The following is a 24,462-nucleotide window of genomic DNA, read 5'->3' as shown; positions in this document are numbered from 1 at the left end:
CGTCACCCCGTGATTGAGATCTGGTCGAGACGCTTGACCCCCAATCGTCGATAGAGCTGCGTCTGGCACCAATAGGCTCGGATGCTCGTTATCCTTCCACGAGCGGCCGTGATCACCCACGCCTGATCAACATCAATATGCTTTTCCTGGTTGTGGATGCCCAGAAAGTCCGCGCCCTGAGTGCCTTCCACGGTAATTTCAATGACAGCCGTTTCGGAATCGGCCACGACCGAATGCACAGTCAGGCGCAAATCAGGAAACGCAGAAATCAGGTCCCGGAAGAACTTAGCGCCTTCTTCAGAGAAACTCCCGCAGACGCCTGCAGGAGCGAAGTCGATCGCGGCATCCGCCAAAATCAGAGCATTCGCGCCTTCGGAGTCACGGTCACTGAGTCGTTCACACAATCTCAGAGCCAGTCCCTGAGCATCTTGGTGGCCATCGGGCAGCGCACCTGGTACGTGAGCCAACGACGTGACTTGTACCCGTGTGCTCATGCCAGTTCCCTCACGCGAACGGCCACTCGCTTGAGTACCGCGTCCGCAACCGCAACCGCCGAAGCAGGGTTCTGGCCTGTGATAAGGATGCGATCGACGACGACATGCGAGGTCCATGCGGCTGGCGCATGATCGAAAACCGCACCTCGGTTCTTTAGGGCTGCCTCCAGGGACCAAGGCATCCCACGCTTACCGACGGGAGTTTGGTCCTCCTCATCGTTGGTAAACGCCGTCATCCTATACCCGTCGAAGAGCCATAAACCGTCAGGTCGCTCGCCGGCGGACAGCAGCGCTGCAGGCCCCCGGCAGACTGCTGCAATTGTGCGTGATCGATTGTGCATTACTTGCACGAGACGGCGAACATCAGCGTTGGCCGCCAGATCGATCATCGGCCCGTATCCGCCGGGCGCAAAGATCGCATCGTATCCAATCATATCGTCGTCGCTCAGATCACCTAATTTGATTGGCTTCTGAAACCCCGGCATTGTCGAAAGACGTTGGCGTATTTCGTCCGAACGTCTCTTCGCATCAGCCTGAACCGCGTCTGCGATTTCTCGAAGCTCGGCGGCGCTCATCTTCGCTGTGACCTGCGGGTCGGCCGAAAGGAGATCCACAAAATTGGCAGTTTCAGACCACGCCTTGCGCGCTGACCGCTCTATCGGAATGCGGGCCTCGTCGGGCTTTGCACCAGCACGCTTCAGCGCTTCAAAAATTCGCCGGGCCGCAACCAAATCGAATTCAGTCAGATGCTGGAGGGTAATCCTAATATCATTGATATGCCGCATGAACGTCCGCGTAATCGACGCTAAAAAGGCCTGGTCCTCTTCAGCATGCTGGAAGATCGGCTCAAGGCTATACGGATCAAGTTGTGGCGGCCGGCCGTCCACGGTCGCAACCGCAACCTTTATCCCTGCGGTCGCGAAGCGATCATATGGCTTCAAGGCCTCTGCGCAAAAAACGCCCACATCGTGGCTGGACCCATCCGCCAGCACGATCTCACGCGCACTCGATACAACGAACAGGATCCGCGTCATCGCTTATTCCAGTGCGAGACTCTTCTTAAGTATACGGCGGTTATGTCCCCGAAGCCAGCGACTAGCGCTAGAGGGAGCCTTCGTGGCACGGGTGATGCTCGCAGTGTATCTCTGCCGGCGACATGCGTGGGCCCCATTCCGCCCGTGGGTGCCCAACCGTTGTGCAAACCCCGACCGCCCCGGTGCCGCTGCTGTCCTGCCGAAGAGGACTCTGCTCTCGAAAAAACCGCTGCGCATGGGAAGGCATCTTACGTTCAGGTCCCCGCCCTCGCGATCGGACTGATCACCGCCTTCTGGTAAGCGGAACAAATCCTTGAGAAGCCGATCCGATCGCACCGACCTCGGCGGCTGTACGCAGCAGCGGTTTTTACGTGGTGCACCTAAGAACGTTAGATCTCTTTCTTGAGGACGATTTACTAATATTTACACGCTAACTGGCGGGGCACCCGTTAAGCTCGGTGCAACTCCCAGCCTTCTTCGATATTGGGAGCAGTCAATGTGAACGAACCATTGCGCGGCCAGGCGAGATCAGATTGACCACGCGCCTAGTCCCGCAACGCTGTAGCCAGGAGCACACAGTCCGGCTTTACCCCGTCGAACGTGCCCCAGCTTGACGTACAGTATAGCGCTATGGCGAGTTAGGACGCCATCATGGACCTCCGAGGATGGCTGCGCGCCTTGGGCCTCGAACGGTATGAGGCGGCATTCCGTGAGAACGCTATCGACTACTCAGTCCTGCTCAACTTGACGGCTGAGGACCTGAAGGATTTGGGTGTCAGTCTTGTCGGCCACCGCCGCAAGCTACTCGACGCCATTTCGAAGCTGCGTACGGCGCCATCGGACGTTCTTTCGACAACCGATGAGTCCCTTAGCGATGGCGCCGAGCGTCGACAAGTCACCGTGATGTTTTCTGACTTGGTCGGCTCGACGGCGCTCTCCGCCCGCATGGACCCCGAGGACCTGCGTGAGCTCATTTCGTCCTATCAGAACTGTGTCGCCGAGACCGTGCGCAGGTTCGGCGGTTTCGTCGCCAAATTTATGGGCGATGGCGTGCTAGTCTATTTCGGCTATCCGCAGGCCCACGAGGATGACGCTGAGCGGGCAGTGCGGGCGGGGCTCGAGCTAATCGGTGCAGTGGCGGGGCTCAAGATGCGCGTTCCTCTGCAAACCCGTGTCGGCATTGCGACGGGATTGGTAGTTGTCGGCGACTTGATTGGATCGGGGGAGGCGCAGGAGCGAGGCATCGTCGGCGAGACGCCTAACCTCGCGGCACGGCTGCAGGGGACCGCCGAACCGAACACGGTCGTTGTTGCCGAGAGCACGAGAAGACTACTCGGGATCCTCTTCGAGCTACATGACCTCGGACAGAGGGACCTCAAGGGCATTACCGGGCCTTCGCGAGCCTGGGCTGTACTGCGACCGAGCTCAGTGGCAAGCCGCTTCGAGGCGCTACACGCGACGGGTCTGACAGCCCTCGTCGGGCGCGAAGAGGAGCTCGATTTGCTGCTTCGGCGCTGGTCCAAGGCAAAAGCCTGCGAGGGCCAAGTGGTTTTGGTCTCAGGCGAGGCCGGAATCGGAAAATCGCGGCTCACGGCAGCGTTGCTGGAACGCCTCGCGGCCGAGCCGCATAGGCGAATGCGGTCCTTCTGCTCGCCGCAACGAATGGATAGCTCGCTCTATCCAATTGTCGGCCAAATCGAACGAGCGGCCGGCCTCGCACACAACGACACGCAACAAGCGAGGCTCGACAAGCTTGACGCGCTTCTCAAGCGCACCGCAACGTCGATTGAGGACACGGCGCTTTTTGCTGAGATGCTTTCGCTCTCCAATGATGGACGCTATCCCGCGCTCGACCTAACTCCGCAGCAGCGCAGGCAGAGGACGCTGCAGGCGCTCATTTCGCAAATAGAGACAATGTCACGCCAAAGCCCGGTGCTCATCATTTTTGAGGATGCGCACTGGTCCGACCCCACCAGCCTGGAGTTGTTCGGCCTCGTCGTAGATCGGATCCAGAATCTCCGTGGATTGTTGATCGTTACTTTCCGGCCGGAATTCAATCCGCCTTGGGTAGGACGGCCACACGTGACAGCGCTGACCATCAATCGGCTTACCAAGCGGGACGTCGACGTGATGATCGACCGCGTCGTCGGCAAACACCTGCTGTCGACAACGATTCGGCAAGACATCATCGAGCGCTCCGACGGTATCCCCCTTTTCACCGAGGAGATAACGAAGGCGGTCATGGAGGCGGAGAGCGAGGACGCTGCGGAGCGTAGGCTTGCGGCAGTTCCGTCTCCGGCGCTGGCGGTCCCTGCAAGCCTACATGCGTCGTTGATAGCACGGCTCGACCGTCTTGGCGTGGCCAGGGAGGTCGCGCAGATCGGAGCAACGATTGGGCGCGTATTCTCGTATACCCTCCTGGCTTCCGTGGCGCGTAAGACGGAGGCGGAACTAGGGTTCGCGCTCGACCGGCTCATTGAAGCTGGTCTGCTGTTCCGTCAGGGAGTGCCGCCATATGCAAGCTATCTGTTCAAGCATGCGCTCGTCCAGGACGCCGCTTATGGCACGCTGTTGCGCGAGCCGAGGCGTGCCCTTCACGTCCGCATTGCCCAAGCGATCGAGAATCAGTTCGCGGAAATCGCCAAGACCAGTCCAGAGCTGGTGGCGCATCACTACAGCGAGGCCGGACGGCCCGCGCCTGCGGTCACCTATTGGTATCGAGCCGGCGAGAATGCGGTCCGGGGGTCGGCTAATCAGGAGGCGATCGGACACTTGACGGCCGGTCTTGCTCAATTGGCGCTACTCCCCGACACAATCGAGCGGGCGAAGCAGGAACTGACGGTTTATCGGCTGCTCGGCCAAGCCAGCTCCGCTATGAGAGGCTATGCCTCTCCCGAAACAAAGGCTGCGTTCAGCCGCGCGCACGAGCTGTGCGTGACTGTCGGCGACGATGTAAACGTTTGTCCCGTTTTGTTTGGTGTTTGGCTATTCGAGCTTGCCGGGGGGTACCACGCTGAAGCAATGAAGACCGCAACGGAGGTGCTCGCCCAGGCACAGCGAAAACCAAGCAAGGGAGCCCGCACTGCGGCAAGCATTTGTTTGGCGTGCAGCCACTTGCATGCTGGAACCGTGGCGCACGCCCGGCCCTACTTTCTCGACGGTCTTGACTGCTATCGCGGCATCGACGAGGTGAAGGCCGCGAGCATCGCGTACGAGTATGGCATGGAGGTGGGCGCGCCTGGCTATGCCTATAGTTCCTGGTGTTTTTGGCTGCTCGGCTATCCAGATGAGGCGTTGCGGATGGCCGATGAGGCTCTCGAAATTGCCAAACGGATCAAGCATAGCGTTAGTTACTCGCGCGGTCCCTATTTGGCCAGTGGCCTGCATGCCTTCCGACGCGAATGGCCAGTCGTCGAGGCGCGAGCAACCGCGGCGATTGCCGCTGGACAACACTACGGGCTCGCCATGGTGGTCGCGGTAGGAAGGATCATGCGAGCGTCGGCGCAGGCAATGCTTAAGCCTAATGATGAATCTCTAACCGAGATCCGGGATGCGTTGGCTGCCTATCGTGCGACCGGCGCGCGTTTCCAGGGCACCTATCACCTCGTCCTGCTGGCGCAGGCGCTGGCTGCCCGGGTCGGCGTGACGAGGGCTTTGCCGCCCTGCGAGATGCGATGACGCTGGCCGAGGAAACTGGTGAAAGGTTCGTGGAAGCCGAGATCCACCGCGTCGAAGGCAATTTATGGCTGTTTAGAAACGGCTCTGCTGAGGCGGAGACCTGTTATATGCGATCGCTGGACGTGGCACGCGCTCAGGGAGCGCGCTCGCTCGAATTGCGTGCCGCCGCCGACCTCGCCCGGTTGTGGGCTGGACGCGGCGACCGCGCCCGCGCGGCGGATCTCCTCGGGCCGATCTACGGCAGGTTCACAGAAGGACTCGATACCGTCGACCTCAAAGAAGCAAAGGCGCTGCTTGACGAGCTGGCGCACTGACGGCGCTCGTGATCGAGCTAGGGGCCGGAATGGAAGGTCAGCTACTGCGGCAGCTATCGGGTCGTTCGTGAAGAATGCGGAATGGCCTGATAAATAAGCAGAGGCGGTGTTGATATAGTGTTGGATTTTGCAGGTAAGCGGTGTGTTGGACCACGCTTTCCTGCGTTTTGGGATTTTGCTTTTGAGCGATTCGTGATTCCCTGACCGCGGGTCATCGGCATTGGGGAAGGCGATGAGCAAACCGCAGGATGATCGCCAGAAAGACCTGCTGCTTCCGGCCCTCGATCAAATCATCGACATGGTCACCCGCTGTTGCGGTTGGCGACGCTGATTGTGAATCGGCGCCCAACATTGACCCCACACTTGAGAGATCAATCAATCGCTTAAGACGCCGATCGGCACTCGGACCCCACGCCGAATAACAGTAGGACGGAGCCGCGGGGCGGCCGACATCCATGGCAAGGAAGCTCAAGACATTTCAGACGTCAGTGGAATTCTACGATCTCGCAATTGCGGCGCCGTCGATGAAGGTTGCGCTCGAGCTTGCGACGTCGGATTGAGATGGATCATTAGCGATCGGCACCCCTAGAACACAGCCTCGTTCAGACGTAAGAAAAAAGCTCGTTGCTCACGTGATCGGAAGTATGGGCCAGGGTATGGGCCGCCAAACAGCTACTTTCGTGAGGCAATGAAATTTAACGACTTTTCGGGCTGTATGGCGGAGAGAGTGGGAGTCAAGCACGAGTCGTGATCATTCGACTTCGAACAATTGAGACCGCGTCAGCACTGGTCCGCCGCCTACCCTCCGAAATTCAGGTCCAGCACATGCGCCACAAGCCTGCGCACATTGGCGGTGACGAGATTTTTCTTGATCTTCCGGTGCACACGTCGTGCACACGCCGCCTCCTAACCACCTGAAAATATTGAGCTCTCGCCCCAATCGAGCATCGGGGCGACGGAGAATTTCCATTCCATCTCAATTGCTTAACCGCAATGCCGGCCCAATGCAACATGACGTTTTTTAACCCCTGCCGGTCCGCGGAGCATGCTGGAACCCAACAGATTATCGAAAACAACCCCATGCACAGTAACTTTGCAGGTAACCGGGTCCGTCAGTCGTATTCCGGCGAGTGCGAGCTTCCCCGTCTCGGCGCACTTTCCGCAACCGTCCGGCTGATTGCCACTGCGGCCTCGGCTTGGGTTGGGAAATTCAAGGTCTCGCTGCGCTCGCCGTACGCCATGATCGCCTCGCGGCCATGCACTGAACGAAGCCGCCAGCCCTGATAATCCTCGCCGATCTTCAGACGCAGGGTGGCCTTGCTGGTCTTGTCGACGAATATCCCGAAGCTGAGGTCGCCGCCGCTGATGGTGCCGACCAGCGAAAGCGGCAGCTCGACCGGCGGCAGACTCGGCGGTGGCGGTGGCAGCTTCGGCTCGGATGCCAAAGCGGCGGCAGGTGGCGGCGGCCGGCGCGACGGCGAAAAAATCGGACGCTGGCGCGTGTCCGGCAGGACCGCCAGTGGGATCGTCCAGAGTGGATTGCCGTTCATGGCCCCCTGCCCGCCGATGGGCGACGGCGAAGCCGGAGCAGCGTCGACTGCCGGTGCCGAAGTTGCCGGAGCATCCCAAAGCAGCCGGCTTGATGTCGACCCAACCGGGCCCGGCACATCGAGATCGGAGATATCGGCACACAGCGCGGAGGTTGCGGCGGAAACGCCGAGCAATGGCGCCAGCACAACCGCCCGCCGCACCGATGTCCGCAGAATCGCTCTATGCCTTCGCATGTCCCTCGTCACCGACCCAACGCGAGCTAAACGCACAAGCCCTTCAGCCAAGACGAGCTGGTAACCCGCCCGCGCGAGACAAGCGACGCGCGGCCAAGCATAGGTCGCCGGGGAAGCTAGGCTTATCGGTTGCCAATGTGACAACTGTACAACGGGATAACTCGACAGCCTATTTGATCGCACGATCGGCAGTGACATCCGAGGCTCGCGTCGCGCTGGCACCGCGACGGTGATCCACGACCATTCGGTCGCAGCGGCAGGTATGAAATTGTTGTTGCATCGTCATCTGGGCCTGTTAGCGGGATTTGTTGCAGTTGCTTGCAGGCTGCTGCTGTGATCGTGCGGGGGACGTCGTGGCGGTGCGTGGAGTCGTGTTGCGGGCAGTATCCGCCGCCGCGTCGGCTGCTCTGTGCGGGCTTCCAGCCGCGGCCCGCGACTTCCGCGGGGTGGCGCACACCGAACTTCCGCCGGTTACCGTTGCGTCGCCGGATCACCATCACCCTCACGAGCGGCACGCGCACAAAAAACCGCCGAAAAGCCATGGGATGCGTAACCGGACTGCCGCTCGCTCGGGCAGCGCGGCCGCGGGCGACGGCGCAACCGGTGCATCGCGCGATGGCCCCTCCACCTCGCAGCCCACCGCCGCCAGTGCGATCCGCATCAGCGGCGCGGAGGTCAACGCGGTGCCATTCTCGCGGCCCGGCGAGGCGCTGGAAGTCGTGCCGGGCCTGATCGTCACCCAGCACTCCGGCGAGGGCAAGGCCAACCAGTATTTCCTGCGTGGCTTCAATCTTGATCACGGCACCGATCTGGCGATCTCCGTCGACGGCATGCCCGTCAACATGCCGACCCATGGGCACGGGCAAGGCTACGCCGATATCAATTTCCTGGTGCCCGAGCTGATCCAGTCGGTCAATGTCCGCAAGGGACCGTACTTTGCGGATCAGGGCGACTTCGCCTCTGCCGGCGCGGTGGCGATCGACTACGTCAACAAGCTGCCGAAGAACATCGCGGAGATGACCTTCGGCAGCTTCGGCTATCGCCGGGCGTTGGCGGCGGGATCGACCGCCGTGGGCGCCGGCACGCTGCTGACGGCGATCGAAGCTGTAAAATATGATGGACCGTGGCAGGTGCCGGACGACGTCCGCAAGCTGAACGGCGTCATGCGCTACAGCCAGGGCACCGCGACCGACGGCCTGACGCTGACGGCGATGGCCTATTCCAACGGCTGGAATTCGACCGATCAGGTTCCGCAGCGCGCGATCGACCAGGGCCTGATCAGCCGCCTCGGCACGCTCGATCCGACCGACGGCGGCACGTCGAGCCGCTTCAGCCTCTCCGGCAATTGGACGCAATCGGGCGACTACGGACAGACCAATGTCAGCGCCTATGTGCTGCGCTCCGACCTGCAGCTGTTCAACGATTTCACCTACTTCCTCGACAATCCCGTCAATGGCGACCAGTTCAGCCAGCTCGATCGCCGGACCGTCGGCGGCTTTGACGCGCGGCATGCGTTCGATTGGCGCTTCGCCGGCCTCGAAACGCAGACCCGTGTCGGCGTGCAGAGCCGCTACGACGATATTCATGTCGGCCTGTTCAAGACCGAGCAGCGTGAATGGCTCTCGACCGTGCGCGATGACCGCGTGCAGGAGGGCAATGTCGGCCTCTGGACCGATACGACGACGCGCTGGACCAACTGGCTGCGCACCACGGTCGGCATCCGCGAGGACTTCTTCGCCGGACACGTCTTCAGCGATACGCCGCAGAATTCGGGCAACGCCCAGGCCGCGATGACGAGCCCGAAGGCCGGTATCGTGCTCGGCCCCTGGTACAAGACCGAGTTCTACGGCAACGCCGGTTACGGCCTGCACAGCAACGATATCCGCGGCGCGACCATCACGGTCGATCCCAACGACAAGACGACCCCGCTTGAACGCGTGCCGCTGCTGGTGCGCTCGCGCGGCGCCGAGCTCGGCATCCGCACCAAGGCTGTCGAGGGCGTCACCAGCTCGCTTGCGGTATTCGTGCTGGACTTCGACTCCGAACTGTTGTTCGTCGGCGACGCCGGCACCACCGAGCCGAGCCGGCCGAGCCGCCGCGTCGGTGTCGAGTGGACCAACCAGTACAAGCCGTTGCCGTGGCTGACGGTCGATCTCGACGTCGCCTATACCCGGGCGCGCTTCACGGATTTCGACCCGGCCGGTGACCGCATCCCCGGCGCACCGTCATGGGTGGCAAGCGGCGCGGTCACCCTTGGCGGCGACACCGGCTGGTTCGGCGCGCTGAAGGCGCGCTATTTCGGTCCGCGCCCCCTGATCGAAGACGACAGCGTCCGCTCGCTACAATCCCTGATCTTCAACGCGCGCGCCGGCTACAGATTCGACAACGGCCTGCGGGTGCAGCTCGACGTGCTCAACCTCTTCAACGCCCAGACCAACCAGATCGAGTATTACTATTTGTCGCGATTGCCGGGGGAGCCGATCGACGGCGTCGCCGATCGTCACGTCCATCCGGCCGAGCCGCGCGCGGTGCGGCTGACGGTGGCGGGAAGATTCTGATCGGATCGAGCCGCCGCTTTGGCTGTCACAAATCCTGAAAGAAACTGACATAGAGCCGATGCTTTGATCGGCCGAGAGCGCGGCGTTCGGGCCGTTCGCCGCGTGCGAGACAGGAGTGAGTGAATGCAATCCGACCCGGACAGCGCCGCGATCGCTTCGGCAGACCGGCTCGCGAACGCGGTCCAGCTCGAGACCGGATCGGCGCGCTCCTGGCCAACGGCCAGCCTTGGCTGGGCGCTGATACCGATCGTGACGGCGTCCGGCTTCGCGGGCCTCGGCTACGAGATCGTGTGGACGCGACAGCTGAGCCTTGCGCTGGGGACCGAGATGATGGCGGTGCTTGGCGCCATCGCCGGGTTTTTCGGCGGTCTGGCGCTTGGTGCGTTCGCGCTCGATGAGCTGATCAGGCGTGCGCGGTCGGCGTGGCACGTCTATGCGATGCTTGAGGGCGTCATCGCTGTCTGGGGTCTGGTCAACATCTGGCTTCTGCCTGCCGCCGGCCGGGCGCTGCCGCCCCTGCTTGGCAGCGAACCGTCGCCAGCCTTGCTTTGGACCGGCAGCTTTGCGCTGCCGACGCTGGTGCTGCTTCCCGCGACGATGGCAATGGGCGGAACCCTTGCCGCACTGGAGCGGATGACACGCGAGGCCCGCCGCGAGGCGCGCGTCACCGCCGGCGTGTATGGAGCGAACACGGCCGGGGCGTTGGCCGGCACGCTGGTGTCCACATTCCTGCTGATTCCGACGCTTGGCTTCTCCGGGACATTGCTCTGCCTTGCCGGCGTCAACCTGCTCTGCGCCGCCGGCGCGCTCGCGGTTGAAGCGGCGTTCGGCACGGCGCGAGCTGCGACCGAGGCGGCTCGGCCCGAGCCGGTTCGCGAGCTGCGCCTCACGATCACCTTGTTCGCCACGGGCCTGCTCGGAATCGCATTCGAGGTTCTGGTCGTCCGCCTTGCGGCGCAGGTGATGCAGGACACCGTCTACACCTTCGCGGGGCTGCTGGCGGCGTACCTGCTCGGCACGGCGGCCGGCGGCCTGCTCTGGCAGCGCAGCGGACGTGCTGCGCAGGATGGCGATCTCCGCGGCCTGCTGGCCGCCACCGCGCTTGCGTGTCTTGCGACCGCATTGCTTGCGCCCTATGTCGACCGCCTCGTCGAGGTCGCCTCCCCCGCCGGCGTGGTCGGTGAGCTGGCAGTGGCGATTGCCCTGTTCCTGGCACCGTCGACCGCGATGGGTGCATTGTTCGGCCTGCTGGCGCAGCGGGTGCGCGACCAGCGCGGCTCTGTTGGCTGGGCGGTTGGCGTCAACAGTCTCGGCGCCTCCATCGCGCCACTCGTCGCCGCACAATTGCTGATTCCGGCCTTCGGGACGTGGAAAGCCCTGCTTCCGGTCACGCTGGGCTACCTGCTCCTGCTCCCGGCCGGCTGGCCGGCGCTGGCGTGGTCCGCCGCGCCGGCCGTCCTCGCGCTGGTGCTGTGGTTTTATCCCGTGCCCTCGTTGACGAGGGTGCCGTCCGGCGGCGCCCTGCTCGCGGTCCGTGAAGGGCCGATGGCGACCGCCAGCGTTGTCGATGAAGCGTCAGGTACGCGCTATCTCGATGTGAACGGCCATTTCCGGATGGGCGGCACGAGTTCGGTTCGATCCGACTACCGCCAGGCGATGCTGCCGCTGCTGCTTCATCAAGCTCCGCACCGGGCCCTGTTCCTCGGCATCGGGACCGGCGCCACCGTGGTCGGCGGATCGCAGATGCCGGGCGTGAGCGTGCATGGCGTCGAGCTTTCGCGCGAGGTCGTGGACCTGCTTCCCTGGTTCATCAACCCGGCGGCGGCTCCGGCGCTTCGGGTGACCGTCGCCGATGCCCGCCGCTACGTCGCCGCGGATACCAGCCTGCATGACGTGATCGTCGCCGACCTGTTTCATCCGGCGCTGGATGGCAGCGGCACGCTCTACACGGTCGAGCATTTCGGCGCCGTGAAGCGCAGGCTCGCGCCCCAAGGCATCTTCTGCCAATGGCTTCCGCTTTATCAGCTTGATCTGCCCTCGCTCCGCGCCATTGTCCGCAGCTTTCTCGACGTCTATCCGGACGGCGCGGCCTGGCTCAACCACTACAGCGTCCGCACGCCCATGCTCGCGCTCATCGGCACAAGGGATGGCGGTGATCTCGACACCAACGCGCTCGCCGACCGGCTGCGCGATCCCGCGATCGGGCCAGTCGTGCGGCCGCTCGGGTTCGCGGCGCCGATCGATCTGCTCGGCCAATACCTCGCAGGCCCGCGCGCCCTCGCCGCATTCGCCGGCGAAGGTCCGCGCAACACGGATGATTTTCCGTTCGTGACCTTCGATGCGCGGCGCAACGTCCACGCATTGACCGCGGCGCCCTGGTCGCTCCTGCTTGCATTGACGCGAGGCGTGCAACCGGATCCGGCTGAACTCCTGGCCGTCGGGCCGGAGCGCGATGCGTTGAGCGCCCGGCTCAGCGCCTACTGGCGCGCGCGTAACCGGTTTCTCGAAGCGGGCGCAGCGCTTCCGGGCGATCCGCGCGGCGCAGCGCTGATCGAAGCGGCTTCGCTGGGCCTCCTCGAGGCGCTTCGCTTGAGCCCCGAATTCGACCCGGCCTACGGGCCGCTGATGAGCATGGCGAAATCCCTGATCGGTTCGGACCGGACAGCCGCCGCTGGCCTGCTGCGCCAGATTGTCGACGCGGCCCCATCGCGCGGCGAGGCCAGGGAGCTGCTGCTGCGCGAATTCGGATTACGAAAGCAGTGACCTGCTTGGCCTCGCTCAGGGCGCAAAGTTGATGCGATAGCCCCAGCAGTCGAGATGATCGGGAATGGCGTTGAAAGCGATCGTGATCCGCTGCCCGCCCGGATTCCTCGGCACCTCGTGGTAGAGATAGCTTGGAAAAAGCACGAGATCGCCCGGTTCGGCTTCCGGCAGGACGTACTTGCCCGCGTTGAAAGGCCCGATGGCGGCGTCTCGCGTATGATGGCGGAAGGAGAAGTCGAAACCGCCGGGCGGCCGCACGAAAACCGTCTTGCAGGCCGCGTGCGAGGGCGTCAGATAGATAATGCCCGAGACGAAACTGTTGGCGTGCGAATGCAGGGTCTGGTTTCCGCCGGTCTCGAGCATGTTGGTCCACATCTCCTTGACGGTCCAGCGCAGCTGTTCGCCGAACAGCAAGACGCCGAAATCGACCAGCTTTGGCACCGCCAGTTCAGCGATCTGGCGAAACAGCTCGTTGTCGCGCGGATCGGCGACCTCGGTGTGGAACAGCTGTCCCGATCGGAGATTGCTTTCGATGCGCGCATTCCGGATCGCGGTCACGGCGGCTTCGTTCAGCGACGGAGGAAGCAGCTGGGGCGAGCGCATGAGGGGGATCGGGAAAAGCGGTTCGATCTGATCCATGTGGTCAATTTTGCCTGTTTTGGGAACGCAGCCAACCATGCGCGAGCAAAGATGACACCGCGATGACAGCGGGCAGCGTGCCGCAGTCTGCCGAGGTGATCTACTCGTCGGCCCGAAGCACGCGCAGCCTTTCGCCGGGCGGCAGCTCGTGGCGCCGTTCGCGCACCTCCTGAGAGGCGCGCGCGGCCATCTCCAGACACTCGTCGAATTCGCCGTTCCCGGCTTCGACCATGGCCTGGTGCAGATGACGATCGGCGAAGTAGCGGGAGAGATGGTCCGGCGGCAGTTGTGCCGTCAAGGTGCGCGCCTCCCCGACTGCCGACTGGCAATCCTCCCACGTGGGTTCGCTGGAAGGCAACGCAGCAGCCCCTTGAGTCCCTTGGGCGGCCGCACCGCAACTGCCGCAAACGAGCAGGCACAGCGCAAAGAGAGAAGCTCGCAGGCAAAACTGGTCCATCGCACGCCCAAAAACGAGTCCGGCGGGACGCTGAGCGTCCCGCCGGATAGTTTCATGAATGGTTAGTCGTTGTCGTGGTGGTGATGGTCGTGCTCGGCCCGCTGCCCAAGCCGCCGCGCCAGATCCGCATTGGTTTCGACCAGCAGCTTCGGCGAGCCTTCCGGCCGCACGAAGATCGGATTGGCGTAGAACCAGGCGTTCGAATAGGCCTGAACGTCGTGGGTGACCTTCTTGACGCCGGCGATCGCCTCCAGATGCGGCGGGCACGCCGGGTCCGTGCAGCTCACCAGCGCATTGTTGGCGTCGAGCAGCGGATTGCCGGCGCTATCCGAGACGTTCGGGGTGCCGACCGGAATGTTCGTTCCGCGGGCGCGGATATAGAACGGGCTGTTGCCGGCGGTGAACGTCGTCGTGAAGCGCAACCGGACGGCATCGCCGTCACGATGCTCGCGATGCATCTTGGTCGCCGGAATCTGCTGCGCGATGGTGGCCGTGGGGTTGTACACGATCGACGCGCCGGCAGTGCCGGCGGCGTTCGGCACCGCATAGCCGGCCGCGCCCGGCGCAATCACGCCGGTGATCTTGCCGGTGATCAGATCGACATGGTCGAGCGACGGCTTGTTCAGCGGCTGCTTGGTCCCGATCGGCACGAGCAGCGGATTGTTGAAGCTGTACGGGCTGTTGTTCTTCGCCGGGACCGTCATTTCCATCTCGACGGTCACCCGATCACCCGGCCTCACGACCAGCGTCTCGCCCATCGTCTTCCAGTCGTCGCCGCGCGCCTTGGCGCGGAACACCAGATCGGGACCGATCAGATCGGCGTTGACCGAGTACGAGTTACCCGAACGCATGCCGTCGATGACCGAGTGCGCCGAGAACTTTCCGGCGTTCGGAACATACAGCTTGGTGTACTCGCCGGGAATGAAATCGGCCGTCGTGAACGAGTCGCGCGCGCCGCCGGCGCCGCGGCTGTGCCAGTCGGAGCTGACATAGATGAAGAAGTTGCGGCCTTCGCCGAGCATGCCATCCCACAGGCCGCCGACCTTCGCGGTGTAGATCCCGCTCATGCCGTAGGTGCCGCCGCCGACCGCACCGGTCCCGTAGGAGCCGGAGCCGCCGCTGAGGCCGCCTTCCGCGAAGTGACCGGGCGACTCGATGCCGAACGCGACGGTCGGTCCGGCATTGTTGAAATCGCGGAAGTGCTCGATGTTGTAGCCCTTGCTGCCCGACGGATCGAACGGCCCCTGGCGCTCGGTGTGCGTGGGAATGACATAGGATTGCAGCGGATGATGCGACTGCAACCATGCGATGGCCGCGAGCGATTTCTGGTGTCCCGCCGTGCCGCTGTTGTTGACATTGTCCTTGCCCGGCCAGACCTGGTTTTGGCCGCTGCCGAAGACGGGGCCGATCGCATCGGTGTCGGTGCGATCGAAGCGGTATTCGAATTCCGCCATCTTGTCGGCATTGCCGCCCTCGTGGCGCGGGTTCTGCCCGGTGATCACCGCGACGTCGACATGCTCATGACCGGGAGCGATCCACTCGAGGCCTTCGATCAACACCTTCTTGTACACCGGCGTGCGGTTGGCGATGATCGGATACTCGATCTCCTGGATCGACTGCCAGCGCCACATCTTGGCGCTGCTGCCGGTGCCGTTCGGGGTGCCCTTCAGGCTGGTGATCGTGATGCCGTCGATGGTCTTGCCAAGCGTCTGATCCCAGGTGGTGGTGGTTTGCCCGGGAAGATTGGCGCTGGTGTCGCTGAAGCGGCAGTCGCGATTGCCCGAACCGCCGTGATTGCCGAGCGTGAACCAGTCCAGGTCGAAATTGTTGCCGCCGGCGGGCGCGACGCCGCGTCCGACCGCGCGGTCGATCGAATAGCCAGCGGCCACCGAACCGTCCGTACAGGTGTTGTGGTTGTGCATGTCACCGGCGACATAAGGATTGCCCTTATGCCGATCCTTGCCCCACTCCTCGGCCACGGCGCTCTGCGTCAGCGCCAACGTTGCGGACGCTGCAGTCAACAGGATGGTCTTGCTGGTTGGAAACATCTATCGCCCCTCTTTCGGATAAACTGCGGGAAATTCGGCAAGAACGGCAGGAATCGAAAACCCCAGATCCCCGCCGCGGTGAGCGGACTCGCTGCGTCTTTGCAATGACCAGAGTTCGAATACAGCTTCGTGAAGGATTTGTGCTGCGCCTCGCAGCTTCTGATTTATCCGTGCGACATCTTGTCTCTTGCAACTTTTCTGCGCGGCACTCGCGTTTGCAGATGACAGATGAAATGTCGTGTCGCATAAAGCGCGCGGCCACGCGTGCTGTGGGAATTTGTGACAGTAAGATGTCAATGCCAGCGACACCGACTCCAGCGACACCATCTAAAGTGCGAACCTTTCCGACGTTGCACACGCAACGCTCGGAGCAGAGTCCCGATGCTGCACCGGGCGCGGCGCAGCCTTCGCGGTCCTTCGTCGCATTTGCTAAACGCCTGTCGCGTGAGCCGCTGCTGCACTTCACATTGCTTGGGGCGCTGATCTTCGGCGGCGACGCCGTGCTGCATCCCCCCGCCAAAGACGAAAAGGTGATCACCGTCGCCAAGACGATGCGCCAGTCCTTCATCGAGAACTTCGACGAGGACAAGGTACGTGCTCCGTCCGACGACCAGCTCCAGAAGATGATCGACAGCTGGGTGGCGAGCGAAATCCTGTACCGCGAGGGCAAGGCGCTCGGCGTCGACCGCGGCGACGAGATGATCCGCGATCGAATTGCCTTCAAGATGCAATTGCTGATCTTCGATCAGATCAAGGTCCCGCGACCGACGGAAGAACAGCTGCGGGCGTGGTTTGCGGAAAATCACGCCAACTTCGACGAGCCGGAGCGCGTTTCGTTCTACATCACCCCGCCGACCGATCAGGCCACGGCGCAGCGCCAGTTCGAGGACATCGCGCAACAGCACGAATCCGAGGAGCTGCAGCAGCAGACCCGTGCGATCCTCGGCCGGACCGTCGCGAGCCTTGCGGCCTCCTTCGGCCAGGAATTCCGCGATGCGCTGCTGGCGATGCCGCCGGGGCAATGGAAGGTCCTGCGCTCCAGGGATGGCTGGCACGTCGCGCGTCTCGATTCCCGGATTCAGGGAACGCTCGCCAATCTCGAGACGGTTCGGGATGAGGCCGCCCGGATTTGGCATACCGAAGAAACCCGCAAGCTGGCCTGGGAAGCGGTCAAGCGGCTCAAGACCTCCTATCAAGTGCGGTACGAGCAGTGACCGCGATCCGATACCTGCGATTGGCACTGCTCGTCCTCGCCGCGCTGATGCAGCCCGCATTGCTGCGTGCGCATGAAGCGTCGATGGGTGTGCTCGAATTCCACGAGGTCCGGCACGGCGTGTACATCGGCCGCTGGACCATGGAGCCGTCGATCGGCGCCGCGCGGGTCGATCTGCGGGTGCCATCCCACTGCCTGCTGCGGCTGCCCGAAGTGAACTGCGGCGAGAGAGGGCTGGTCGGCCCGATCACCATCGCCAACCTCGGCGCCAACATGGCGGTCGTCCTGATCAAGCTCGTTCCGCTCGCGGGTGAGCCGCGCAGCTACACGATCTCGACGGCCAATCCCGTCGCCTCGATTCTCGGCACCGGCGCGCCCACGCTGCAGACCTGGATCGAGCTGGCCAAGACTTATGTCAATTACGGGATCGATCACATCCTTCTGGGCGCCGATCATCTGCTGTTCGTGCTGGGCCTGATCTGGATCGTCGGCGGCGGCTGGCGTCTGGTGAAAACCATCACCGCCTTCACGATCGGACACAGCGCCTCGCTGGCGGCGGCCGCCTTCGGCCTGATCGGCGTGCCGGAACGCCCGCTCAATGCCTGCATCGCATTGAGTATCGCGTTCGTCGGCGTCGAAATCGTCAAGCAGCAGCGCGGCGAGATCGGCCTCACGGCACGCCATCCCTGGGCCGTCGCCTTTACGTTCGGCCTGGTTCACGGCATCGGCTTCGCAAGCGCGCTGGCGGGCCTCGGGCTCGAACGCCGTCTGCTTCCCGCAGCGCTGCTGTTCTTCAACATCGGCGTCGAGATCGGGCAGCTTGCCTTTGTGCTGCTCGTGCTCGCGCTGATCTGGGCGCATCGGCGACTTGATGCCGTGTTGCCGCGCTGGGGCGAGGCTCTTCCGGCCTACGCCATCGGGTCGGTGTCGATGTTCTGGTTCTTCGGCCGCCTTGTGCGCGTGCTCGCTCCGATCTGACCGAGAGACGCCCACCCCATGTGTTCACGCATCCTCCGAACCCTGCCAACCGCGATTGTCGCTTTGGCGCTGACCCAGCCGGCGTTCGCGCACGACCAGGTCGGCGTGGCCGGCGGTCTGCTCAGCGGCCTGCTGCATCCGGCCACCGGCATCGACCATCTGATTGCGATGGTCGCCGTCGGAATCTGGGGAGCGCAACTCGGCGCGCCCGCCATCTGGGTCCTGCCCATCACGTTCCCGCTGGTCATGGCGGTCGGCGGAGTTTTGGGCGTGCTGCGCATTCCGCTGCCGATGCCGGAGGTGGTGATCGCAATGTCGGCTCTGATCCTCGGCCTCGCCGTCGCCATCCGCCTGCGCTTGCCATTTCCCGCGGCGGCGGCGGTGGTTGCGGTGTTTGCGATCTTTCACGGTCATGCGCACGGGGCCGAGCTGCCGGGCTCCGCAAACCCGCTGGCTTACGGGGTCGGCTTCGTCACTGCGACCGGCCTGCTGCACCTGTGCGGCATCGCGATCGGCACCCTGACGCGCTGGCCCGCCGGCGAACGCGTCATCCAGGGGCTCGGGGCCGGCATCGCCGGGCTCGGTTGCTACTTCCTGGCGCAGGGCCTCGGAGCATTTGCATGACGCTGAAATATGCACGCGGGTGGATCGCCGCGGCGCTGCTCCTGTTGCCGAGCGCCGCCGACGCACACATCATCGCAGCGCGCCTCGGCGATTTCTATATGGGCGCTTTGCATCCCTTCACCGACCTTCAGGATGTCATCCTCTGGACCGCGATGGGCGTGCTGGCCGGGTCGCTCGGCGCCTCGAAAGGACGCTGGCTCATCCTGGTGTTTCCGCTCGGACTGCTGGCCGGCCTGGCGGTCGGGCGCATGTTCGGCCCTGTTACGGGCGGCCTTGCGGACGCCTCGATGCTGCTGGTGATCGGCGTCCTGCTGGCGGCAGCGGCGCGCATTCCGACAGTCTTGTTGTGCGCAATTGCATTCGGATTGGCCGCACTGCGCGGTGCTGCGAACGGAAGCGACCTCGCGCCCGACACCGACCGGCTGCTGTTCGCGGCGGGATTGGCCTGCGCGGGCTACACCGTCGTCACACTGACGATGGCGCTGACCGTCATGTTCAGACCGACCGCGGCGGACCCGACATCCTGGCAAGCGATCGCGGTTCGCGCACTCGGAGGCTGGATCGCAGCCATCGGTCTCATGATGGCGAGCTTTGCTCTCGCTTCTTGAAGCATTGCTGACATTGCTACCCGGATGTGTCGCAGTGGCCGACGCGGGCGGCTACAGTTCCTTCTCGGCGAGCTCGCGAAACGCATCGGGCACCGAACGGGATACGCCCAAGACCGCCGAACCGTCCCCGATCGCATCCCATCCGAACCGGTCGCGGATCTTGTCGACGGCGCAATCGGCCGCCCAGCGGGCGCTGCCCAGCCTGCTTCCGGGACGGAGCGCTTCATCCGCAAGTCCAAGCGGCAGGTCCAGCTCCAGATCCCTGTGCTCCTCGAGATGCGACACCGAAATGGCCAGCAGCGAGATGACTGTCTCGCCCGGATGATCGGCAAGGATTGCGCGGACCAATTTTTCCGCACGCTGGGCGAGGATCAAGGTTGCGTCGACCGGAGCATCGAGCGTGATCGAGCGCGTCACCGCTCGCATGTCGGCGAAGCGAACCCGCACCGTCACCGTCCGTCCCGGCCGCGACTTTCTCCGCAGCCTGGTGGCGATGCGATCGGCAAGATGCAGCAGGGTCGGGCGAATGACCCGCTCGATGGCGGGCCGTTTCCCCAGCGCCGATTGCGCCCCCGCGGAGTGGGCGCGACGGTGCGGCCTGAGTTCGCGCGGGTCGCGATTCCAGGCCAGCGCCGCCAGCTTCTCCCCGGCCGCCGGCCCCAGCGACCGCATCAGCGACGTTTCGGGCGATTTGGCAAGTTGCCCGATCGTCGAGACGCCCATCGCGGCGAGCCGCGCCTTGGTGACCGGTCCGACGCCCCACATCAATTCGACCGGCAAGCCGTGAAGGAATTTCAGCTCGCTGTCGGGATCGACCACGACGAGCCCGTCGGGCTTGGCAACCTGCGAGGCGATCTTCGCCAGATGCTTGGTGCGCGCGACTCCAACCGAGATCGGCAGGCCGAGCTCGCTGCGCACGCGCCGGCGGATCGCCGCCGCGATGTCGGCAGGCGAGCCGAACAGATGGGTGCAGCCGGCAACGTCGGCAAAGGCCTCGTCGATCGAGATGCGCTCAACGAGCGGCGTAAAATCGCCGAGCACCCCGATCGCCGCGTCACCCAGCCGCTGATAATCCTTGAAATGACCGCCGACGAACATCAGCTGCGGACACAGCTCGCGCGCCTGTCGTCCCGACATGCCGCCGCGGACGCCGAATGCCTTGGCCTCGTAGGAGGCCGCAAGCACAACTCCGCCACCGACCGCGATCGGCTTGCCGCGCAGCGACGGGTCCAACAATTGTTCGACCGACGCGTAAAACGCATCCAGATCGGCATGAAGGATCGTGGCTGCAGTGACCATTCCAGCCGTTCATCCGCGATCGGAGCGTCCACGCGCAAAAGAACAAAATAGGAACATTCGCAAGGCAAGTCAACCCGGCGAGGGCCCTGCCACCGCGACCGGTGATCCGCCCTAACCTTTCGCCCGTCTCGCCACGATCTGCTGAAGCGCCCAGCGCGCGTTCTTTCTGACATCCGGATCGAGATCATCCGCAATGATCGCCAGAAACGCCTCGCCATCGGGATGCCCGATCTCACCCAGCGCTGCGGCAGCCTCCTTGCGCAGATTGGCCTGCTCGTGATTGACGCAATTGCCGATCGGGCGCACCGCGCGCTCGATCTTCATCTTGCCGAGGCTGCGGATCGCCTTGAGCCGGACCTGCCAGAACCCGTCCGCGAGCGCCGCAATCAATTGATCCGCGGCCAGCGCGCCGTTGATGTTGAGTCCGAGCGTGTCGGCCGCCATCTCGCGCACCATCCAGTCGCCGTCCTTCAGCGCGCGCGTGATCGTTTCCGCAGCCGGCTTCATCTGCGAGAAGGCCAGCGCGCTGATCGCGGCGCGGCGCACATGGGCGTCCGGATCCTGGATCAGCGCCGTCAGCGCCGGGATCGCCTCCTCGAGTTTCAGGAAGCCGATCACGCCGATCGCCTGCGCGCGCACGGCCGCGTCCGGGTCCTGCAATGCCTCCAGCGCCGGCTTCATCGCATCCTTGCGGCGCAGCTCCTTCAGCGCGCGCAGCGCGCCGGTGCGGACGAAGGCATGGGCATGCTTGACCAGCGGGAGGATGATATCAGCGCAGGCCGGATCCTTGAACTCGGCCATGCTGTCGGCCGCCGCCGACGCCACGATGCGCTCGGGGTCGACCAGCAATTTCGCCAGCGCGCCCGCCGCCTCCGGCCCGTCGAATTCGCCGAGCGCCATCGCAACCTGCTGGCGCACGCCGGCATCGGGATCGGACACCATGTTGGCGAGATGGCCGACCGCGGCCGGATCGCCGGAATGGCCGAGCGAAATGATGGCGACGCGGCGTTCGGCGGGATCGGCGGCCTGCAGCCGCTCGTCGGCGTCCTCGAGGTCGTCGTAGGATTCGAACGGGCTCGACATGATCACCTCAACAGATACGGAATGTTGACGGTGACGGCGCCGGTCGGGCAGTCCGCCTCGCACGGCATGCAGTACCAGCACTCGTCATAGGCCATGTAGGCCTTGCCGGTCATGTCGCTGATCCGCAGCACGTCGAGCGGGCAGACGTCGACGCACACCGTGCAGCCCTTGTCCGCGATGCATTTGGCGTCGTCGACCACCACCGGGACCTGTGTCTGGTAGGAAGCGAGGGGCATCGTCCAATCTCCTGTTGTTAATCACGCGCTGGCGCGGATGCGCTGCTTGTCGTAGAGGTCCTTCTCGTCGTCGGCGATAGGCACGACATAGGGCTCCACGGCGCGCTTCGTGCTCGTCATCCTGCCGTCCTGCTTGGACAGCAGCGTGTGGCAGAACCAGTTCTCGTTGTCCTTGTCCGGAAAATCGGTGCGCCAGTGGTAGAGGCCCCAGCGGCTCTCTTCGCGGAACAACGAGGCGTGCGCCGCCATGTCGGCGCAATCCATGATCGACTGCACTTCGAGCGCGCGGAGCAGCTCGTGCGCATTGCGCGCGATCATCCGCTGCTCCATGTCCTCGCGGACCTCGGCGAGACGGCGCATGCCGAGCTCGTACTTGCGGGTCACCTTCGGCGGCTGCAGATAGTCATTCACCAGGCGGCGGGTCTTGTATTCGACCTGGTTCGGCGGAATGCCGTCCTCGCGCCTGGTCGGGGCCAGCACACGCTCCCGCTCGAGGGCAACCTCGGCGGAATCGAACGCCGCGAAATCGTGGCTGTCGGCGAACTCCATCGCATCGATGCCGGCGACCGAGCCGTTGGTGAAGGCACCCAGCATGTAATTGTGCGGCACGCTCGCCATGTCGCCGGCGGCATAGAGGCCCGGCACGGTGGTGCGCGCGTTGTCGTCGACGAAGACGCCGGAGGCGCTGTGGCCGGAGCAGAGGCCGATCTCGGAGATGTGCATCTCGATCGACTCCGAGCGGTAGTCGACCCCCCGCCCCTGCTGGAACAGGCCGCGCGTCGGCCGCTCCACCTTGTGCAAGGTGGATTCGATCTCCTCGATCGTCTTCTCGTGAAGGTGCTTGAGTTGGAGGAAGACCGGGCCCTTGCCCGAAAGCAGCTCATTGTAGAACTCGAGCATCATCTGGCCCGACCAGTAGTCGCACTCGATGAAGCGCGAGCCCTCATTGTTGGCGGTATAGGCGCCGAACGGACCGGCGACATAGGCGCAGGCCGGGCCGTTGTAATCCTTGATCAGCGGATTGATCTGGTAGCATTCGAGGTTCGCGAGCGCGGCGCCGGCGTGATAGGCCATGGCATAGCCGTCGCCGGAATTGGCGGCGTTCTCGTAGGTGCCGAACATGTAGCCGGAGGTGGGAAGCCCGAGCCGGCCGGCGGCGCCCATGCACAGGATCACCGCCTTCGCCTTGATCACCAGGATCTCGGCGGTGCGGGTGTTGACGCTGATCGCGCCGGCGACGCGGCCGTCGGCGGACTTCAACAGCCGCGTCGCCATGTAGCGGTTCGAGATCAGGATGCGGGCGCGGCGAAGCTGCCGATACAGCGCCTTCTTGACCGTCTCGCCGTTCGGCATCGGCAGAACATAGGTGCCGATATGGTGCACCTTCTTGACGGCGAAGTCGCCGTTCTCGTTCTTCAGGAAACGGATGCCGAAACTGTCGAGCTCCTCGATGATCTTGTAGCAGTTCTGGGCGTATTTATAGACCGCCTTCTGGTCGACGATGCCGTCATTGGCGATCGTGATCTCCTTGGTGTACTGCTCGGGCGTCGCATAGCCGGGAATGACGGCGTTGTTGAGCCCGTCCATGCCCATCGAGATCGCGCCGGAGCGCTTGACGTTGGCCTTTTCCAGCAGCACGACGTCGGCCTTTGGATTCTTCAGCTTCGCTTTCAGCGCCGCCATCGGGCCGGCCGTGCCGCCGCCGATCACCAGCACGTCGCAGGAAACCTCCGACAATCCGTCGACGATCTGATCTAGTGCCATCGCTTGCTCCTGGTTCGCCGGCGCAACCGGCGCCTCGGCATGAGATTTGTTCAGACGGTCCCGCGGCGATAGCAATTAGTTGTCACCGGCGGACAATTGGGAGACCTATCGCTCGACGAAGGCCTTCTCGATCACGAAGTGGCCGGGCTCGCTGTGGTTGCCCTCGGCAAAGCTGCGCGCGGTGAACATCGCGTGCAGCTCTTCGAGCATCGCGGGACTGCCGCACAGCATGATGCGGTCGGTCTCGCGGTCGAGCGGCGGCTGGCCGATGTCGTCGAACAGCTGGTTGGAGGCGATTAGGTCGGTGATGCGGCCGCGGTTTCTGAACGGCTCGCGCGTGACGGTCGGGTAATAGACCAGCTTGTCCCTGATCAGGGGACCGAGGAATTCGTGGTCGCACAGGCTCTCGACCAGCTGCTCGCCATAGGCCAGTTCCGAGACCTGGCGGCAGCCATGGGCGAGCACGATGGTCTCGTAGCTCTCGTAGACCTCCGGATCCTTGATCAGGCTCGCGAACGGCGCCAGCCCGGTGCCGGTCGACAGCAGCACCAGGCGTTTGCCCGGGATGAGATTGCCGGTGATCAGCGTGCCGGTCGCCTTGCGGCCGACCAGGATGATGTCGCCTTCCCTGATCTTCTGCAACCGCGAGGTCAGCGGACCGTGCGGCACCTTGATGCTGAAGAACTCCAGCGCCTCCTCGTGATTAGCGCTCGCCATGCTGTAGGCCCGCATCAACGGCCGGCCATCGACCTCGAGCCCGATCATGGCGAACTGGCCATTCTGGAAGCGAAAGCCTGGATCGCGCGTCGCGGTGAAGCTGAACAGGGATTCGGTCCAGTGCCTGACCGAGAGGACCGTTTCCTTCTGAAATGCGCTCATCGCTCGTCT

At 63.8% G+C, this 24,462-nt stretch carries 19 protein-coding genes and 1 pseudogene; 9 read left to right on the top strand and 11 right to left on the bottom strand.

Going from position 1 to position 24,462, the window contains the following annotated elements; genetic code table 11:
• Positions 1-2: 2 nt before the first annotated feature.
• Both CI41S_RS01590 and CI41S_RS01585 read right to left on the bottom strand, forming a co-directional pair.
• The gene (locus CI41S_RS01590) at positions 3-494 is read right to left on the bottom strand and encodes a nuclear transport factor 2 family protein (protein WP_172627876.1); all 492 of its coding nucleotides are present in this window, start codon (positions 492-494) and stop codon (positions 3-5) included.
• A complete protein-coding gene (locus tag CI41S_RS01585; protein ID WP_139857121.1) occupies positions 491-1,528 on the bottom strand; it encodes a DJ-1/PfpI family protein in 1,038 nt (345 codons plus the stop codon). Before CI41S_RS01585 ends, CI41S_RS01590 begins: the two co-directional genes overlap by 4 nt.
• A gap of 651 nt (positions 1,529-2,179) precedes the next feature.
• Between CI41S_RS01585 and CI41S_RS01580 the strand changes: the two genes are divergently transcribed.
• The 3 genes and pseudogenes from CI41S_RS01580 to CI41S_RS01570 form a co-directional block, all read left to right on the top strand.
• Entirely contained in the window at positions 2,180-5,206 is a 3,027-nt protein-coding gene (locus CI41S_RS01580) for an AAA family ATPase (protein ID WP_139857120.1), read from the top strand.
• Positions 5,203-5,520, top strand: coding sequence for a hypothetical protein (locus CI41S_RS01575; protein WP_139857119.1), 318 nt, complete (start codon positions 5,203-5,205; stop codon positions 5,518-5,520). Before CI41S_RS01580 ends, CI41S_RS01575 begins: the two co-directional genes overlap by 4 nt.
• 455 nt (positions 5,521-5,975) lie before the next feature.
• Positions 5,976-6,062: pseudogene (locus CI41S_RS01570) on the top strand (cell envelope biogenesis protein TolA); the annotation flags it as partial.
• Between the two features lie 570 nt (positions 6,063-6,632).
• Here the strand turns inward: CI41S_RS01570 and CI41S_RS01565 are convergent.
• Positions 6,633-7,256, bottom strand: a complete 624-nt coding sequence (locus CI41S_RS01565) for a hypothetical protein (protein WP_139857118.1) — start codon at positions 7,254-7,256, stop codon at positions 6,633-6,635.
• A gap of 593 nt (positions 7,257-7,849) precedes the next feature.
• Between CI41S_RS01565 and CI41S_RS01560 the strand changes: the two genes are divergently transcribed.
• Positions 7,850-9,862, top strand: a complete 2,013-nt coding sequence (locus CI41S_RS01560) for a TonB-dependent receptor (protein WP_139857117.1) — start codon at positions 7,850-7,852, stop codon at positions 9,860-9,862.
• A 123-nt stretch (positions 9,863-9,985) separates the two neighbouring features.
• Positions 9,986-12,625, top strand: coding sequence for a spermidine synthase family protein (locus CI41S_RS01555; protein ID WP_244626379.1), 2,640 nt, complete (start codon positions 9,986-9,988; stop codon positions 12,623-12,625).
• Between the two features lie 15 nt (positions 12,626-12,640).
• Here CI41S_RS01555 and CI41S_RS01550 read toward each other — a convergent pair whose 3' ends face one another.
• From CI41S_RS01550 to CI41S_RS01540, 3 genes are all read right to left on the bottom strand, one after another.
• On the bottom strand, positions 12,641-13,264 hold the full coding sequence (locus CI41S_RS01550; protein WP_139857116.1) for a putative 2OG-Fe(II) oxygenase: 624 nt from the start codon (positions 13,262-13,264) through the stop codon (positions 12,641-12,643).
• A 100-nt stretch (positions 13,265-13,364) separates the two neighbouring features.
• Positions 13,365-13,562: a hypothetical protein gene (locus CI41S_RS45125; protein ID WP_347339227.1), complete on the bottom strand. Its 198-nt coding sequence runs from the start codon at positions 13,560-13,562 to the stop codon at positions 13,365-13,367.
• Between the two features lie 221 nt (positions 13,563-13,783).
• Positions 13,784-15,769 (bottom strand): CehA/McbA family metallohydrolase domain-containing protein, encoded by a 1,986-nt coding sequence (locus CI41S_RS01540; protein ID WP_139857115.1) that lies wholly within the window; start codon positions 15,767-15,769, stop codon positions 13,784-13,786.
• 221 nt (positions 15,770-15,990) lie between these two features.
• Between CI41S_RS01540 and CI41S_RS01535 the strand changes: the two genes are divergently transcribed.
• The 4 genes from CI41S_RS01535 to CI41S_RS01520 are packed head-to-tail and all read left to right on the top strand — an operon-like array spanning position 15,991 to position 19,192.
• The gene (locus tag CI41S_RS01535) at positions 15,991-16,983 is read left to right on the top strand and encodes a peptidyl-prolyl cis-trans isomerase (protein ID WP_244626377.1); all 993 of its coding nucleotides are present in this window, start codon (positions 15,991-15,993) and stop codon (positions 16,981-16,983) included.
• A 47-nt stretch (positions 16,984-17,030) separates the two neighbouring features.
• Positions 17,031-17,960 (top strand): HupE/UreJ family protein, encoded by a 930-nt coding sequence (locus tag CI41S_RS01530; RefSeq protein WP_172627955.1) that lies wholly within the window; start codon positions 17,031-17,033, stop codon positions 17,958-17,960.
• A gap of 18 nt (positions 17,961-17,978) precedes the next feature.
• The gene (locus CI41S_RS01525) at positions 17,979-18,584 is read left to right on the top strand and encodes a HupE/UreJ family protein (RefSeq protein ID WP_139857113.1); all 606 of its coding nucleotides are present in this window, start codon (positions 17,979-17,981) and stop codon (positions 18,582-18,584) included.
• Complete coding sequence (locus CI41S_RS01520; RefSeq protein ID WP_139857112.1) at positions 18,581-19,192, top strand: HupE/UreJ family protein; 612 nt, start codon at positions 18,581-18,583, stop codon at positions 19,190-19,192. The genes CI41S_RS01525 and CI41S_RS01520 overlap by 4 nt, the downstream gene beginning before the upstream one ends.
• 51 nt (positions 19,193-19,243) lie before the next feature.
• Here the strand turns inward: CI41S_RS01520 and dinB are convergent, their stop codons facing one another.
• From dinB to CI41S_RS01495, 5 genes are all read right to left on the bottom strand, one after another.
• Positions 19,244-20,491, bottom strand: a complete 1,248-nt coding sequence (gene dinB / locus CI41S_RS01515; protein ID WP_139857111.1) for a DNA polymerase IV — start codon at positions 20,489-20,491, stop codon at positions 19,244-19,246.
• Positions 20,492-20,602: 111 nt separating this feature from the next.
• Positions 20,603-21,574, bottom strand: coding sequence for a HEAT repeat domain-containing protein (locus CI41S_RS01510; RefSeq protein WP_172627875.1), 972 nt, complete (start codon positions 21,572-21,574; stop codon positions 20,603-20,605).
• A 2-nt stretch (positions 21,575-21,576) separates the two neighbouring features.
• Positions 21,577-21,810, bottom strand: a complete 234-nt coding sequence (locus CI41S_RS01505) for a 4Fe-4S dicluster domain-containing protein (RefSeq protein ID WP_139482645.1) — start codon at positions 21,808-21,810, stop codon at positions 21,577-21,579.
• 21 nt (positions 21,811-21,831) lie between these two features.
• Positions 21,832-23,574, bottom strand: a complete 1,743-nt coding sequence (locus tag CI41S_RS01500; RefSeq protein WP_139857109.1) for a fumarate reductase/succinate dehydrogenase flavoprotein subunit — start codon at positions 23,572-23,574, stop codon at positions 21,832-21,834.
• Between the two features lie 105 nt (positions 23,575-23,679).
• Positions 23,680-24,453 carry a ferredoxin--NADP reductase gene (locus CI41S_RS01495; protein ID WP_139857108.1) on the bottom strand — a complete coding sequence of 258 codons (774 nt, stop codon included), beginning with the start codon at positions 24,451-24,453 and terminating at the stop codon, positions 23,680-23,682.
• Between the last annotated feature and the right edge of the window lie 9 nt (positions 24,454-24,462).

Origin of the sequence: Bradyrhizobium ivorense (genome assembly GCF_900696085.1) — a bacterium.
Lineage (GTDB): Bacteria > Pseudomonadota > Alphaproteobacteria > Rhizobiales > Xanthobacteraceae > Bradyrhizobium > Bradyrhizobium ivorense.
The sequence above is the reverse complement of the archived record's forward strand: the minus strand, read 5'-3'. Positions and strand labels throughout refer to the sequence as shown.